This is a genomic window from Streptomyces sp. NPDC007157, assembly GCF_040634235.1.
Classification (GTDB): Bacteria; Actinomycetota; Actinomycetes; order Streptomycetales; family Streptomycetaceae; genus Streptomyces.
In genome coordinates, this window is record NZ_JBEYFE010000001.1 from 504,804 (window position 1) to 519,434 (window position 14,631).

Here is a 14,631-nt window from a genome sequence, read left to right on the forward strand (position 1 = left end):
CGCGCATGCCGCGGCAGGCTTAATAAAGCCCTTTTCCTAATGCCTTGTCGAAAGGCGGCCGCAGCCCATAGCCTTGCGCCGTGTGAAGCACACATCACGTGACATCCGCACCGCGAACCGCTACGAGGTGCTGCGGCACATCATCGCCGAGTCTCCCACCTCACGGCAGGAACTGGCGTCCGTCACCGGGCTGAGTCTGGCCACGGTCGCCACGCTCGTCGGCGAACTGCTCGAACTGCGGATGATCACGGAGGTCGGCTTCGAGGACTCGGCGGGCGGCCGGCCCCGGGGGCTCGTGGCGGTCAACGCCTCGGGGGGCGCGCTGATCGGCGTGGACATCGCGGAGACGTACGTCCATGTCGAGTTGTTCGACCTGGCGCTGAACGTACTGGCCCGCGCCGAGGAGGACATGCGCCCCGGCGAGCACCGGCCCGGGCAGGTGGTGAGCCATGTCGCCGCCGCCGTCGGCTCGGTGGTGGCGCAGGCCGGGGTGGAGGGCGCGCGGGTGCTGGGCGTCGGGGTGAGCGCGCCCGGGCAGGTGGACCGGGACACGGGCGTCGCCGAGTACGCGCCCAACTGGGACTGGCACGACGTGCCGTTGCTCGACCTGCTGTCCGAACACGTCGCCTACCCCCTCCACCTGGACAACCCGCTGCGTGCCTGCGCGGTGGCCGAGCAGTGGTTCGGGGCGGCACGCGGACGCGGGGACGCGGTGGTGGTGAACCTCGGCACCGGGGTCGGCGCCGGGCTCGCCCTCGGCGGCGGACTGCACCGGGGCGTCAGCAACAGCGCCGGAGAGTGGGGGCACACCACACTCGTCCTGGACGGGCGGCCGTGCCACTGCGGCAACCACGGCTGTGTCGAGACCTACGTCGGCGCTCCCGGCATCATGCTCAACCTGCGCGAGTCGAGCCCGGACAGCCCGCTGCTGCACCCCGAGGACCAGACGGCCACGATCGAGGCGCTGGCCCGCGGGGTGGCGAACGGTGACCCGGTGGCGGTCCAGGTGGTGCGGGACACGGCCCGGTACATCGGCGCCGGGGTCGCCAACCTGGTCAACCTGCTCAACCCCGAACTGGTGGTGCTCAGCAGCTGGGTCGCCCGCAGGCTCGGTGAACCGCTGCTCCACGAGGTCCGCGAGGCCGTCCGTCGGCATGCGCTCGGGCGGCCGTTCGCCGCCACCGAGATCATGCTCTCCCCCATCCCCACCGACCCGGTCTGCCTCGGCGCGGCCACCTTCGCGCTGGAGGGGGCGCTGCGGGCCGTGGGGCAGCGCAACGGGGTGCGCCCGGGCCGTACCGCGTCCGCCTCCCGGTGATCGATTAGTCCAAATCGCGGGTCGTTTAATCCATTGCCGGGCCCCTCGGCGCTTTGCGACCGTTGTTGCGTATCCACGGCCGGTCGGCCTCCCAAACCGGCCGGCCGTACGTCGTGTACGGAACGAGGGAGTCCCCCAGCGTGGCCGGAAGCATCGAGGTCCGCGGTCTGTCCCGCACCTTCCACACCACCGTCCGGCGCCCGGGTTTCACCGGCGCCCTGCGATCCCTGGTCAACCCCGAGCGCGTCGAGAAGCACGCGGTCTCCGACATCACCTTCGACGTCGCCCCCGGCGAACTCCTCGCCCTGCTCGGCCCGAACGGCGCGGGCAAGTCGACCACCATCAAGATGCTCACCGGCATCCTCACCCCGAGCTCCGGCCACGCCCGGGTCGCCGGCGTGGTGCCGTACCAGGAGCGGCAGCGCAACGCCCGCAACATCGGGGCGGTGTTCGGGCAGCGCACCCAGCTGTGGTGGGACCTGCCGGTGCGGGAGTCGTTCGCCATCCTGCGGGACATCTACGAGGTGCCCGGCGCCGAACACGCGGCCCGGCTGCGGGAGTTCGACCGGCTCCTCGACCTGTCCGCCTTCTGGGACACCCGGGTCCGGCACCTCTCGCTCGGCCAGCGGGTCCGCTGCGACCTGGCGGCCGCCCTGCTGCACGATCCGCCGGTGGTGTTCCTGGACGAGCCGACGATCGGCATGGACGTGGTGGTGAAGGAGCAGGTCCGCGAGTTCCTGCGGTACCAGGTCGCGGAGCGCGGCCGTACCGTGCTGCTGACCACGCACGACATGACCGAGGTCGAGCGGCTCGCCGAGCGGGTGGTGCTGGTCAACCACGGGCGGCTGGTGCTCGACGGCTCCCTGGACGAGATCCGCCGTACCTTCGGCTCGACCTGGCAGGTGCGGGCCACCCTCGCCGACCCGCACACCCCGGTCGGCCCGCTGCCGGGGATCACGCTGGTGAGCCGGGACGGCCCGCAGGTGGTGTTCGGCCCGGACGGCCCGGCCGCGCCCACGGTCCACAGGGCGCTGAAGCTGGTCATCGAGCGGTACGAGGTGACGGGCGTGGCGGTGGACGAGGCGGACCTGGAGGACGTCATGCGGGCGGCCTACGTGCGGGCCGAGGCGGTCTGAGATGGCCCTGTCCCACGGCTGGCGGGCCGCCCGGGTCACCCCGCTCGGCGAGTTGTACACCCCGCCCCGGATCACCGGGGTCCTGCTGCGGCTGACCGTGCAGGTGGTGCTGGTGGCCTCGCTCTGGCGCGGCCTGTACGCCCAGTCCGGTACGACCGCGGGTCTGGACCGCGGCCAGGCGGTGACGTACGCCGTGATGGCCGTACTGGCCTCCCGGCTGCGGGAGCTGGACCAGTACGCGGGCCGGGACACGGTCATGCAGCACGTGCACTTCGGCACCATCGTCTACTGGTACCTGCGCCCGATGTCACCCCAGCGCTACCACGCCCTGCGCGCGATCGGCGAGCAACTGTACGGCCTGACCTGGGCGCTGGCCGGATACGCGGTCTGTCTGGCGGTCGGGGTCGTGCAGCCGCCGGGTTCGGCGGCGGTGGCGGGCGTGTTCGTCCTCAGCCTCGCGCTGGGCCAGTTGGTCCTCTACTACGTCATGCTCCTCATCGACCAGCTGTGTTTCTGGACGCTGCGGAACACGGCCGCGATGCTGATCCTGGTCTTCGCGCAGAACCTGCTGTCCGGGGTGTACGCGCCGCTGTGGTTCTTCCCGCACTGGTTCATCACGCTCAGCTCCTTCCTGCCCTTCCAGGCGACGCTGAGCGTGCCGCTGTCGCTGTACATCGGCCGGATCCCCCTCTCGGACGCCCCCTTCCAGCTCGGCGTCCAGGCCGCGTGGGTCGTGGCCCTCTACCTGTTCACCCGGTTCGTGTGGCGGCGGGCCGCCCGCCGCGTGATCTCGCAAGGAGGCTGAGACCGATGAACGCCGTACGGATCATGTGGCGCATCACGCGCCTCAACTTCCGCGCCCAGCTGGAATACCGCACCGAGTTCCTGATGATGATCGCGATCGGCGCGGTCTGGCAGGTGTCGGTGATCGTGTTCGCGACGGTGCTGCTCACCCGGTTCGCCGGGATGGGCGGCTGGGACAGCAGCGACGTCCTGCTGATCCCGGCGACCCGCATGCTGGCGCACGGCCTGTTCGTGCTCCTCCTGGGCCGGGTGCACGGTCTGGGCCGGAGCATCCAGGAGGGCAGGATCGACGCCTATCTCCTGCGCCCGCTGCCCGTCTACCGCCAGGTCCAGCTGGAGTTCTTCCCCACCAACGCGATCGGCGACCTGACGGTGGCGGCCGGTCTGATGGTGGGCGCGCTCAGCCGCAGCGACCTGGACTGGACGCCGGGCCGGATCACGTATCTGGTCGCCGCCGTCCTGGGCGGGATGCTGCTGGAGGCCGCCCTCTTCACGGTGGTGGCCTGCGCTTCGCTGCGCTACCCGGCCGCCGACTACTGGGGCCGCTGGCTGGAGGAACTCCTCGGCACCTTCGGCAGCTACCCCCTGAACGTCCTCCCCCGCGCGGTCGGCGGCCTCCTCACCTACGGCCTGCCCCTCGCCTTCGTCGCCTACTTCCCGGCCGCGGTCCTCACCGGCCACGGCCACTCCACGGGCGCCCCCTACTGGCTGGCGGCCGGATCCCCCCTCCTCGGCCTGCTCGCCTACCTGGCGTCACGCCGGCTGTGGCGGTGGGCGCTGGGCCACTACACGGGGGTGAACGGCTGACCGGGCGGCCGGGCCGTCAGCCGAGCAGGACCTCCCCGACCCGCTCGGCGAAGGCGGCCGGTTCGTGCACGGTGCCCAGGTGCCCGCCGGGGAACTCGGCGAAGGCTCCACCGGTGTACTCGGCGGTGAACTTGGCCGTCTCGTAGAGGAGTTGGTCGCGGGATTCGGTTCCGGCGGCCACCGTGAGGCGGGGCAGGCCGGCCGGCGGCCGGTAGGCGGTGAAGGAGCCCAGGACATGGTCGAGGAAGATCCCGAAGGGCGTCGGTTCGCCGGCGGCCGGGCGCCCGCGCTCCAACTGCCCGACCAGCTCGGCCCGCAGCCGCTCCCCGTCGGGCAACAGCGTGACGCACGGCGGCTCGTGGGCGATCACGCCACGCAGCCGTCCGGGATGGCGGGCCAGCAGGTCGAGGGCGGTGATGCCACCGGAGCTGGTCCCCAGGACGTACACCGCCCCGTCCTCGCCCGCCACTTCTTCCAGAACCCGCCGGGCGCCCTCGCTCCAGTCCGCCACCCGCTGGTCGGCGACCGGCTCGCGGAGGCGGCCGTGGGCGAGGCCGAGCGGGTCGTACGTCACGACGGTGAAGTGCGGTGCCAGGTGGCCGACCAGCGGGTCCAGGCCCATGGGGTGGCCGGCGCCGCCGGGGAGGAGGAGCAGGACGGGTCCGGTGCCGGTGACGTCGTAGTGGAGTTCAGGCATGGTGGTCGGTCTCCTTCGTGGGGCCAGTTCTCAAGGAATATCAACTATCAACGGGACGCGGTCGGCACAGGGTTGCCGGGGTGCGGAAGGGGGAGCCGTGACACGCGAGGCGCGACGGACGGAGCGGGAGGCGCGTGCCAAGGAGGCGGCGACCGGCCAACCGCTGTGGAGGCAGCGGGACTTCGGATTCTTCTGGCTGGCCCAGACACTGTCCGTGCTCGGTGACTCCTTCAGTCTCGTCGCGCTGCCCCTGCTGGTCCTCCAGGCGACCGGCTCGGTGGCCCGGATGGGACTGCTCACCGCCGTCGGCGGGGTCGCGATGGTCCTGGCGGCGGTCTTCGCCGGGGTGGTCGTGGACCGGGTCGACCGGCGGAAGCTGCTCATCGCCTGCGACCTGGTCCGCATGGTCCTCTACGGTCTGGTCCCGGTGGTCTGGCTGGCCGGGCCGCACCTCTGGCTGCTGTACGTGGTGCTGCCGCTGTGCGAGGCCGTCGGCATGCTCTTCGCCGTCGGATACGTCACCGTCGTACGCGGACTCGTCGACGTCACCCGACTCACCGAGGCCAACGGGCGGGTCAACGCCACCGCGGCGGCGGCCGGGGTCCTCGGCCCCCTGGGCGCCGGTCTGATGGCCGCCTGGACCGGGCCGGCCGACGCGGTGGCCGTGGACGCGGCGAGCTACGCCGTCTCGGCGGCCCTCCTCTTCCTGGTACGGGTCCGGGAGCGCGCCGGGGACGAGCAGCCGGCCGGGAAACGGGGCGTGTGGCGCGATCTGCGCACCGGGATCGGGTACCTGGTCCGGCACCCCGTCCTGCGCTCGGTCACCGGACTGCTCGCCGTCTTCAGCTTCCTCAGCCTCGGCATCAACGACCTGGTCATCTACCACCTCAAGGACGACCTCGGCCACGACGACGGCACGGTCGGCACCGTGCTGGCGATCGGCGCGGTCGGCACGATCACCGGGGCGCTGCTGGTCGCCCGGCTCCGGCGGCGGCTGGGTTTCGGGCCGACCTGGATCGCCTCGATGGCGGTGGGCGGGCTGGCCTTCGCCGCACTCGGCCGGGTGGGCTCGGTGCCCATGGTGGCCGTCCTGTGCGCGGTCTACCTGGCCTGCGTGGGGGTGGCCGGCACCTGTTCCATGTCCCTGCGCCAGGAGATCACCCCCGAACCCCTGCTGGGCCGGGTCACCTCCGCCCACTGGACCCTCCAGTACGCGCTGGCCCCGGCCGGCGCGGCCGTCCTCACCTGGGCGGCCGAGCGGTACGGCACCGCCCCCGTGGCCGCCGTGGCCGGTGTCTGCTGCACCCTGACCGGCCTCGCCGCCCTCGGCACCCCGATCAGAAGGGCGGTCCCGCTCCCGGCCACGCCCGCACTGGACCACGGCTACCTTCCCCGCTCCGGCGGCGACCAGGAGGCATGACTTCCGCACCACACGTCACCGCCTCCCCGACGTGGGCCTACGCGCCGGTCACCCCGGACTACGGCACTCCGCTCACCGGGGCGTCCCCGACCACGACGACGCTGCGGATCGCCCGTCTCACCCCGTGACGTATGCCGCCCTGTCGATCGTCGCGGCCATCCGGCGCATGACCTCGACGGGCAGCGCAGGATTGCGGGCGGCCGTCTCGCCGCCGCCGCCTCGCAGCAGTTGTGTCAGGAGCCCGGCCGGCAGGCGGGGATGGCGGGTGGCCGCCTGCCGTACGTGCTCGTGGGGGTCGGCCAGCAGGCGCGCGGCGGCGACGGCGGAGAGCCGGGGGTCGGTCGCGGCTCGGCCGCGCACCTCGTCGCTGGGGTCGCGGCTGAGCCGTTCCACCAGGTCGGGCGTGGACTCGGGGTCGTCCAGGGCCAGTCGGCGCATCCGTGGACTCGGGTCGTCCGCGTACCGCAGCAGGCCGTGGCGCGGGAAGTTCGGGTGACCGCGCGGCCGGTCGGGGCTGCTCAGGCTGCCGGTCCACCACTGCCACACCCGCAGCAGCATCTCGGCGGGCGCGTCGTCGCAGGACTCGGCGAGGAAGAGCTGTACGACCCGGTCCTCGTCGTCGGCGAGGCGGGCGACCGCGTCCGGCGGCAGGTGCCGGGCCCGGGCGACGCTTCTGCGGACGAGGGGGTGGGCGGAGGCGGCCAGGCGGCGCATGGCCTCGGGGTCGTCGTGGAGCTCCATGACCCACTCGAGCGGGGAGTAGTGCCCGCTCGGATCGAAGTCGACGGGGATGTCCGCGCGTTGCTCCTCGGTGAGGTCGGCCCGGACGGACACGGACCAACGGACGGAGGCGTCGGGATCCCCGGCGAGCAGGGCGACCAGGTCGGGGGCCAGCCGTGGGTTGCGAGCGAGGGAGCGACGCTCGTCCGGGTCGCCGTGGCGTGCCAGGTGGTCGGCGACTCCGCGCTCCAGCAGGCAGCTCTCCAGCGCTTCGCGCTTGAGGTCCCCGGACTCGAACACCGACCGGGGCATCGGGTGGTCCCGGTGGTGCAGCAGCAGGGCCCGTTCGCGCACCGTGCCGTGCGGGTCCGCCAGGAGCACCGCCCGTGCCGTGGCGTCGAGGTGCGTCCAGGCCACCGGGCAGGCCACCGCCCGCACCCCGCCGTCGGGGTCGGTGGTGGCCAGTGCGACCGCCACCGAGACCGGCAGGTCCTGGAGACGCGCGGCCTCGCCGCGCACCCGTGCGGAGGGGTCGGCGGCCAGCTCGCGGCAGGTGTCCTCGGGCAGTTCGGCCCGGCGGTCGGCGGCCAACAGGGCGAGGATCCACCGGTGCCGTTCCTCCCGCTCGGCCGCGATCACCCGCGCCCACTGCTCGGGCGTGATGTCGGGCTGGACCTCGGCCGCCTGTGCCCGGACCTTCCAGTCCGGGTGAGCCAGCAGCGCCTCCACGACATCCGTCGGCATCGCGCTGTACATGGCGTAGCGGGACCGCTCCATCAGCAGGGGCCGCAGGTCCTTCGGGAGGGCCGGGTTGAGCGAGAGACCTCGCGCCCAGGCATCCAGCAGCTTCTGCGTGGGCCCCGGCCCCCGGAACAACCCCTCCCAGGCGGCCGCCCGCTCCTCCTCGGTCTCCGCGGCAGCCGCCCGCGCGCTCTCCTCCTGCCGCTCCCTGATCCGGTCGACGGCGACGAGCCAGACCGTGTACTCCTCCGTCGTGGCCCCCACCAGAACGTCCCCGTCCAGCGAGAGCGTCACGAACTCCGGCTGACCGGGCCGTTCACCGAACACTCCGGCGAGGTCCCAGCCGTCGGTGAGCCGGACCCGTTTCCAGCGCCTGTCCGTGTTGCCGTGGAAGTCGACGAGGAACACCCCGTCCCCGCCGAACAGACCCGCCTCGGACGCCAACCGGTGCCACCGCCGGTTGAGTTCGGCGACGAGATCGGGATGGTCCAGGGCGACCTCCGCGGTCGGCTCCGCGTCCCCCTTGATGACATGGCGCCACGCCAGCGGCGGCGGCACCACCTCCTCGACACACGGGTCCGCCACCAGCTCCAGCCCGGCCCGCCCCAGCAGTTCGGTCAGTTCGTCTCTCCACCCCATGATCCGCATCTTGCCCGACGCGGCTCAGCCCCGCGCGATGTGCTCCACATCCACTCCGTCGCCCTGCCAGCGGACCCGAAGACCGGGACCGTCGCTCCACAGGACGGCCACCTCCCGGGTCCCCTCGGCGCGCACGGTCACCGTCTCCACCAGCGGGTCGGCCTCCGTCGCGCCGGTGAGCCGGCAGAGCGCGACGAACAGGGTCTCGCCCTCTCCCGCGACCCCGGTCAGCTCGGCGTCGAGGCCCACGGCGGGCAGCAGTTCGGCCCGGAGCCCCTCCGGTGCCGCCCAGCCGGTGACCCGCACCGGCGTCCCCGGCGCCGCCCCGGCCACCAGGAAGGCCCGCACCTCCACGGCCCCGCGCACCAGCACGGCACTCGTCACGCGAGCCCCCGAAGCGGCCGTGTGCCGGGAGGCCGCCCAGCCCTGCCCGACGCCCAGCGGTTCGATGTCCGTCCGGCTCGGATCGCCGCCGACGATCACACTGTTGTCGTACGACGCCGAAGGCCGTGTGACGGTCGAGTAGCCGAGCCGGGTGTAGTACGGGTCGTAGCGGACGTCCTCGCTGCCGTGGTTGTGGAGGCGGACGACCCCGTCCGAACGCGTCGACTGGAGGAGCCAGTTGGCGGGCGCGATCGGCGTGACCGCGTCGGCGCGCTCGGCCGGGCCCGGTTCCTCCGTCGCCGTCCACACGTCGTGCTCCGCGGGGAGCAGCAGGCCGAGGAAGCCCTTGCTCGCCCAGTACGGGGAGGCGGGGCCCGAATAGCCTTGCAGGACAGCCGGGTCGGGGCCGTGCCAGCCGAGGGTCAGGAGTCCTCGCTCGTCCAGGGCGCCCCGGTCCAGGAAGTACTTCAGCGCTCCGGAGGCCAGCCGCCGGGTCTCCCCGGGGGACAGGGGCGTGCGTCCGGTGAGCGCGCCCAGCCAGAGCGGGGCCGTGGTCGCAAAGCGGTACGTCAAGGACCGGCCCTGGTGCATCGGGGCGCCGTCGCCGCCGAACAGCCGTGCGTAGTCGGCGAGATGGCGTTCCAGACGGCCGCCGTACAGGTCGAGCAGCTTCTCGTCGCCGGCCAGCCAGGCGTGCAGCACCGGATAGAGGTGCATCGCCCAGCCGTTGTAGTAGTCGAACTTGCGCCCGTCGCCGTCGGTGTACCAGCCGTCGCCGAGGTACCACTCCTCGATGCGGGCCAGGCCGTGGTCGACGGCCCGGTGCGCGGCCTCCGGCTCATGGCCGACCTCGGCGAGGAAGCCGCCGACCGTCACCGGGAACAACTCCCAGTTGCACGGCCAGGGTTCGGCGGTGAGCGCGTCGGCGAGCCAGGCCGCGGCGCGCTGCCGCACCCCGTCGTCCAGGCGGTCCCACAGCAGGGGGCGGGTCAGGCGCAGGGCGAGGGCGACGGAGGCCGCCTCGACCAGCGGCTGGCTGCGGTCCTGGACGCGCGGCCAGACGCCCGACACACCGGCCGCGAGCCCGTCCGCGTACCGCTGGAGGACGGTCTCGTCCCGGCGGAAGGCCGCGAGGAGCAGGGTGCGGGCGTAGCCCTCCAGGCCGTCGGAGAGGTGCCCCGACCAGCTCTGGTGGTCGCCGGGGAGGTGGTAGAGGGCTCGGTCCGGGGTGGCGTACGGCTCCACGGCGGCGAGCAGGGCGTCGGCCGCGGCCTCCCAGTGGGCGCGGGTGTAGCCGGTGCGCGGGCTGGGGCCGCGGTCCTCGGCGGGCAGCTGCATCGGTGCTCTTTCTCGCTCGTGCGGAACCTCGTGGCGGACCTCGTGCCGGACTTCGTACCGAACCTCGTACCCGACGGCGTGCCGGCCCTCGTACCGGACCTCGTGCCGTTCGGACCTGGGGCGCCCCGGTTCCGGTCGGGACGCCCCAGGGGCTCATCCCACCCGCACGGTGCCCCGGGGCACCAGGTGCCGGGCGAGCAGTTCGTCACGCACCAGGCCCGCGTAGACGGTGGCTCCGTACGCGGAGGTGTGCGTGTTGTCCTTCTCCTCGTTGTACAGGTACAGCGCCTTGGAGCCCTCCACGCCGAGGGACTCCACCAGCGCCTTGGTCTTCGCCGTGAGGTCGATCAGCGGAACGTCCTCGGCGGCGGCGACCGAGCGGATCACCTCAGGATGATTGACGCCGAGCCCGTTGACCAGAAGCGCGATGTCGTTGTTCAGCGTGCCGTCGGAATTGAACCAGCGGCGCACGATCGGCGTCACCAGCACCGGGCGGCCGCCCTTCTCCCGGACGCCCGCCACCAGCGTCTCCAGATTCGCGCGGTAGGTCGCCTCGTCCGTCGTCTTGTCGTTGTGCGCCAGCTGGATCAGGACCAGGTCGCCCCGGCCGATCAACGGCTGGACGGTACCCCAGAGTCGGGGGTTCTGGAGATAGGTCACCGTGCTTTCGCCGGAGTCCGCGTAGTCGGCGACGGAGACGCCGCGGCGCAGGAACTGCGGGAGCTGCTGGCCCCAGCCCGAGTACGGGGCGGCGGGCTGGTCGCAGACGGTGGAGTCGCCGACCAGGAAGAGCCGGCGGGTGTGCCGGGCCGGGGTCACCCGGATGCCGGCGAGCGCGGGCGCCGAGCCGCCGATCGCCAGGTCGAGGCCGGGGGTTCCGTCGGGTCCGGTCGGCTCGCCCTCGGGCGTCCGGACGTTCACGGTGAAGCCGCGGGTGACGTGCTGCCCCGCCGCGGCGGCCGTCTCGGGGAGCAGCGAGCGCCGGGTCTCCCCGCTGATGCTCGTGCTGGACGTGGCCGCGCCGCCGAGCCGGACCGTCACGTCGTAGTCGCCCGGTGGGACGTCGAAGTGGCAGGCGTCGGCGGTGCAGTGCGCGAGGGAGACCGGCGGGTGCCGGTCGTGGGCCTGGGCGGGAGTGCCCGCCAGGCAGGTGGCTGCGCTCAGGACGACCGCCGCGGCCACGGCGGTACGGACACCGTTGAATCGTCTCACTCGGGACTCCTCCGTCACGGCGACAAGGCCTGGCGGGGACCGTAGCGCCATCCACAAGCGCTTTCTAGACCTTGGACCAATTTCGCAAGACTGCCAACCCCGGGACAGTGAAAGCCCTTTCGCGAAATCGATTCAACTGCCACTCTCACAGTCACCCGCAACCCCGCCCCTCCGAAGGAGGCACCCCCATGTCCGGAGTCAACGGGAGACCCCTCGGACGCCGTACCTTCGTCCTCGGCGGCGCGGCCGCCGCCGGCACCGCCGCCCTCACCGGCCCGCTCGCCACCACCGCCTCGGCCGCGAGCTTCGGCTGGTCCGACGACGGCTCCGACTACGTCGTCGACACCGGCGCCGGCCTGGTCTTCAAGGTCAGCAAGACCAACGGCGACCTGACCTCGCTGGTCTACAAGGGCACCGAGTACCAGGGCTACGGCGGCAAGAACTCGCACGTCGAGTCGGGCCTCGGCACCTCCACGGTGACCATCGCCCAGTCCGGCACCACGATCCTGATCTCGGTCACGTACGGCACACTGAAGCACTACTACGCGGCCCGCAGCGGCGAGAACAACGTCTACCTGTGGACCAACAAGGCGGACTCGTCCGTCACCGCGACCCGCTACATCGTGCGTGTCAAGGCCGGCCTGTTCCTCAACGACGAGCCGGACTCGTACACCTACGCACCCACCGTCATCGAGTCGGCGGACGTCTTCGAGAAGTCCGACGGCCAGACCCGCGCGAAGCACTACTCGAAGCTGCGGGTGATGGACTACAGCCACATCGGCTGGACCACCGGCGGCGTCGGTCTGTGGATCGTGCGCAGCAACCACGAGAAGGCCTCCGGCGGCCCGTTCTACCGCTCGCTGCTGCGCCACCAGAGCGCGGACGGCGGTGGACTGTACGAGATCCTGTACTACGGCGAGAACCAGACCGAGTCGGAGCGCTACGGCCTCCAGGGCCCGTACGTCATCGCCCTCACCGACGGCGGCGCGCCCTCCTCCGCCCTCTACCCGGGCACCCTCACCACCTCCTGGGCGGACTCGCTCGGCATCTCCGGATACGTCGCGGCGAGCGGCCGGGGCAAGGTCGCGGGCGTCGGGATCAGCGGCCGGAACACGGCGTACGCGTACACGGTGGGGCTCGCCAACTCCGCCGCCCAGTACTGGGGTTCGGCACGCGCGTCGGACGGCTACTTCGCCATCGGGAGCGTGCTTCCGGGGACGTACACGCTGACCGTCTTCAAGGGCGAACTGGCGGTGTATACCACGTCGGTGACGGTGACCGCGGGTGGCACGACCACCCTCAACACCCTCGCGATCCCGTCCTCGAACGATCCGGGCAACGCGAGCGCGATCTGGCGGATCAACGACTGGGACGGCACGCCGGGCGGGTTCAAGAACGCCGACCTGATGACGTACGCGCATCCGTCGGACGTGCGGGCCGCCTCCTGGACCGGGAACGTGGTCATCGGCAGCGGCACGGAGACCTCGTCCTTCCCCTGCTATCTGTGGAAGGACGTCAACAGCGGGATCATCGTGTACTTCAAGCTGACGGCCGCCCAGGCCGCCGCCGCGCACACCCTGCGGATCGGCGTGACGACGGCCTACGCGAACGGCCGGCCACAGGTCGTCGTCAACGACACCTGGACCTCCGCCGTCCCCTCGCCGCCCACCCAGCCGAGCACCCGGTCACTGACCGTGGGCTCCTACCGGGGCAACAACCACACGTTCACCTACAGCGTCCCGGCGTCCGCCTGGCTGACGGACACCAGCGCGTACAACACGCTGAAGATCTATGTGGCGAGCGGCTCGGGAACGACGTCCTTCCTCAGCGCCGGAACCTCGATCGACGCGATCGACCTGCTGACCTGACCTGATGGCACCTCAGGTACCGCGTGTCCACTGCTGGTTCGTGCCGCCGTTGCAGGTGTACGTGATGACGGCGGCCGAGTTGGCGGTGGACGCGCCGTTCACGTCCAGGCACTCACCGCTCGTCCGGGCCTTGACGCTGACGTAGGAGCCCGAGGTGACGACCGACCACTGCTGGGTGGTGGCGCCGGTGCAGTCCTCCTGGGTGACGTCGGTGGAGTTCTCCTGGAGGCAGAGCGAGCTGCCCCGGCCCATCAGCTCGTAGTAGCCGGTGCCCAGGTCCTTGAACCACCACTTCTGGTTGGCACCGCCGTTGCAGGTGTACTGGCTGATCGCGACGGACTCCCAGAGCGACTGGCTCGGGACGTCGGCGCACTTGCCGCTGTGCCGGGCGACGAGCGTGTTGTAGGTGGCGCTGGTGCCGGAGACCGTCCCGGCGGTCGTGTCGACGGACACCTCCGGGTACCAGGACATCGACATCGTGGTGGTGGTCGGGAAGGTCAGCGGCAGCCAGACGTAACGGGAGTCGTCGACGGTGCCGCCGAAGGAGTTGCCCCAGCGGTCGCCCAGGTAGAGGTACGAGGTGCCGGACGTGCCGGTGACCGGGAGGACGTACGCGGTCTGGGAGTTGTAGGCGGTGGAGTCGCCGACGTTGGTGAACGCCGTCCAGGGCCCGGAGAGCGAGGTGGCGGTGGCGTACTGCTGCTGGTTGGCGTTCCAGCCGGTGGCGCCCGACGTCAGCATGAAGTACACGCCGTTGCGCTTGAAGAGGGCGGGCGCCTCGCGGTGGCCGCCCGCCCAGGGGTTGGCGACCAGGCTCGCGATGGCGGTGTAGTCGGCGGTGAGCCGGTAGATCTGCAGGTCGTAGTTCTCGTTGGCGGCCGAGACCATGTAGGCGGTGCCGTCGGTGTCGACGAACGTCGTGATGTCCCGGGACATGTACTGGCCGAGCGGCTGGAAGCTGCCCTGGTAGGTGTAGGTCCCGTCGACGGTGTCGGAGACGGCGACGGCGGCGCGGGCCTCGCTGTAGTCGACGCCGTTCTCCTTGTGCATCCACATGACGAACTTGCCGGTGGCGGCGTTGTAGATGACCTTCGGGCGCTCGATGTAGGCTGTGCCGAGTTCGGAGGCGGAGGACTGGGTGAGCACGTGGTTGCGGAACTCCCAGGTCTTCAGGTCGGTGGAACGGTAGGCGTCCACGTACTTGAAGGTGTTGTCGGAGTTGCGGTCCTCGCCGAACCAGTAGTAGTACGAGCCGACCTTGATGACCCCGCCGCCGTGGGCGTGGACGATGTTCCCCGAGGTGTCGGTGAACTGTGTGCCGTTGGTGACGGTCTGGGCGGCGGCCGCGGCCGGGCCCGCGGTGGCCAGGGCGCCGATCACCGCCAGACAGAGGGACAGCAGGATCGCGTACGCACGTCTCATCTCACACACGCTCCTTCAGGTTCGAGATCACGAACGGCGGTTGCCATCACGAACGTTGTGATCGCCGAAAAGGTAAGGGTGTGTTACGGGCAGGTCAACGGGTCTGACGAGACAAGGGAGAAAGC

General features: G+C 71.7%; 12 protein-coding genes. 7 read left to right on the forward strand and 5 right to left on the reverse strand.

Annotated elements, in window-relative coordinates:
• The first annotated feature begins 82 nt into the window (after positions 1-82).
• From ABZ642_RS02255 to ABZ642_RS02270, 4 genes are all read left to right on the forward strand, one after another.
• Entirely contained in the window at positions 83-1,318 is a 1,236-nt protein-coding gene (locus tag ABZ642_RS02255) for an ROK family transcriptional regulator (RefSeq protein WP_360475672.1), read from the forward strand.
• 140 nt (positions 1,319-1,458) lie between these two features.
• A complete protein-coding gene (locus ABZ642_RS02260) occupies positions 1,459-2,454 on the forward strand; it encodes an ATP-binding cassette domain-containing protein (RefSeq protein WP_360475675.1) in 996 nt (331 codons plus the stop codon).
• 1 nt (position 2,455) lies between these two features.
• On the forward strand, positions 2,456-3,259 hold the full coding sequence (locus tag ABZ642_RS02265; protein ID WP_360475678.1) for an ABC-2 family transporter protein: 804 nt from the start codon (positions 2,456-2,458) through the stop codon (positions 3,257-3,259).
• 5 nt (positions 3,260-3,264) lie between these two features.
• On the forward strand, positions 3,265-4,065 hold the full coding sequence (locus ABZ642_RS02270; protein ID WP_360475681.1) for an ABC-2 family transporter protein: 801 nt from the start codon (positions 3,265-3,267) through the stop codon (positions 4,063-4,065).
• Between the two features lie 16 nt (positions 4,066-4,081).
• On the opposite strand, the gene ABZ642_RS02275 is transcribed toward ABZ642_RS02270, so the two are convergent.
• Entirely contained in the window at positions 4,082-4,762 is a 681-nt protein-coding gene (locus ABZ642_RS02275; protein ID WP_360475684.1) for an alpha/beta fold hydrolase, read from the reverse strand.
• Positions 4,763-4,859: 97 nt separating this feature from the next.
• Here ABZ642_RS02275 and ABZ642_RS02280 point away from each other — a divergent pair, with 97 nt between their 5' ends.
• Together ABZ642_RS02280 and ABZ642_RS02285 are read left to right on the forward strand one after the other, a co-directional pair.
• Positions 4,860-6,182 (forward strand): MFS transporter, encoded by a 1,323-nt coding sequence (locus tag ABZ642_RS02280; RefSeq protein WP_360475687.1) that lies wholly within the window; start codon positions 4,860-4,862, stop codon positions 6,180-6,182.
• Positions 6,179-6,310: a hypothetical protein gene (locus ABZ642_RS02285; RefSeq protein WP_360475690.1), complete on the forward strand. Its 132-nt coding sequence runs from the start codon at positions 6,179-6,181 to the stop codon at positions 6,308-6,310. The genes ABZ642_RS02280 and ABZ642_RS02285 overlap by 4 nt, the downstream gene beginning before the upstream one ends.
• On the opposite strand, the gene ABZ642_RS02290 is transcribed toward ABZ642_RS02285, so the two are convergent.
• The 3 genes from ABZ642_RS02290 to ABZ642_RS02300 form a co-directional block, all read right to left on the reverse strand.
• A complete protein-coding gene (locus tag ABZ642_RS02290) occupies positions 6,300-8,282 on the reverse strand; it encodes a PE-PGRS family protein (RefSeq protein WP_360475693.1) in 1,983 nt (660 codons plus the stop codon). The two genes, ABZ642_RS02285 and ABZ642_RS02290, sit on opposite strands and share 11 nt — an antisense overlap.
• Positions 8,283-8,306: 24 nt before the next feature.
• Positions 8,307-10,004 carry a DUF2264 domain-containing protein gene (locus ABZ642_RS02295; RefSeq protein ID WP_360475696.1) on the reverse strand — a complete coding sequence of 566 codons (1,698 nt, stop codon included), beginning with the start codon at positions 10,002-10,004 and terminating at the stop codon, positions 8,307-8,309.
• A gap of 153 nt (positions 10,005-10,157) precedes the next feature.
• Positions 10,158-11,216 carry a rhamnogalacturonan acetylesterase gene (locus tag ABZ642_RS02300; RefSeq protein ID WP_360475699.1) on the reverse strand — a complete coding sequence of 353 codons (1,059 nt, stop codon included), beginning with the start codon at positions 11,214-11,216 and terminating at the stop codon, positions 10,158-10,160.
• Positions 11,217-11,404: 188 nt separating this feature from the next.
• Here ABZ642_RS02300 and ABZ642_RS02305 point away from each other — a divergent pair, with 188 nt between their 5' ends.
• Positions 11,405-13,084: a rhamnogalacturonan lyase B N-terminal domain-containing protein gene (locus tag ABZ642_RS02305; RefSeq protein ID WP_360475702.1), complete on the forward strand. Its 1,680-nt coding sequence runs from the start codon at positions 11,405-11,407 to the stop codon at positions 13,082-13,084.
• Between the two features lie 12 nt (positions 13,085-13,096).
• Here the strand turns inward: ABZ642_RS02305 and ABZ642_RS02310 are convergent, their stop codons facing one another.
• Entirely contained in the window at positions 13,097-14,506 is a 1,410-nt protein-coding gene (locus ABZ642_RS02310; protein WP_360475705.1) for an RICIN domain-containing protein, read from the reverse strand.
• Positions 14,507-14,631 lie beyond the last annotated feature (125 nt).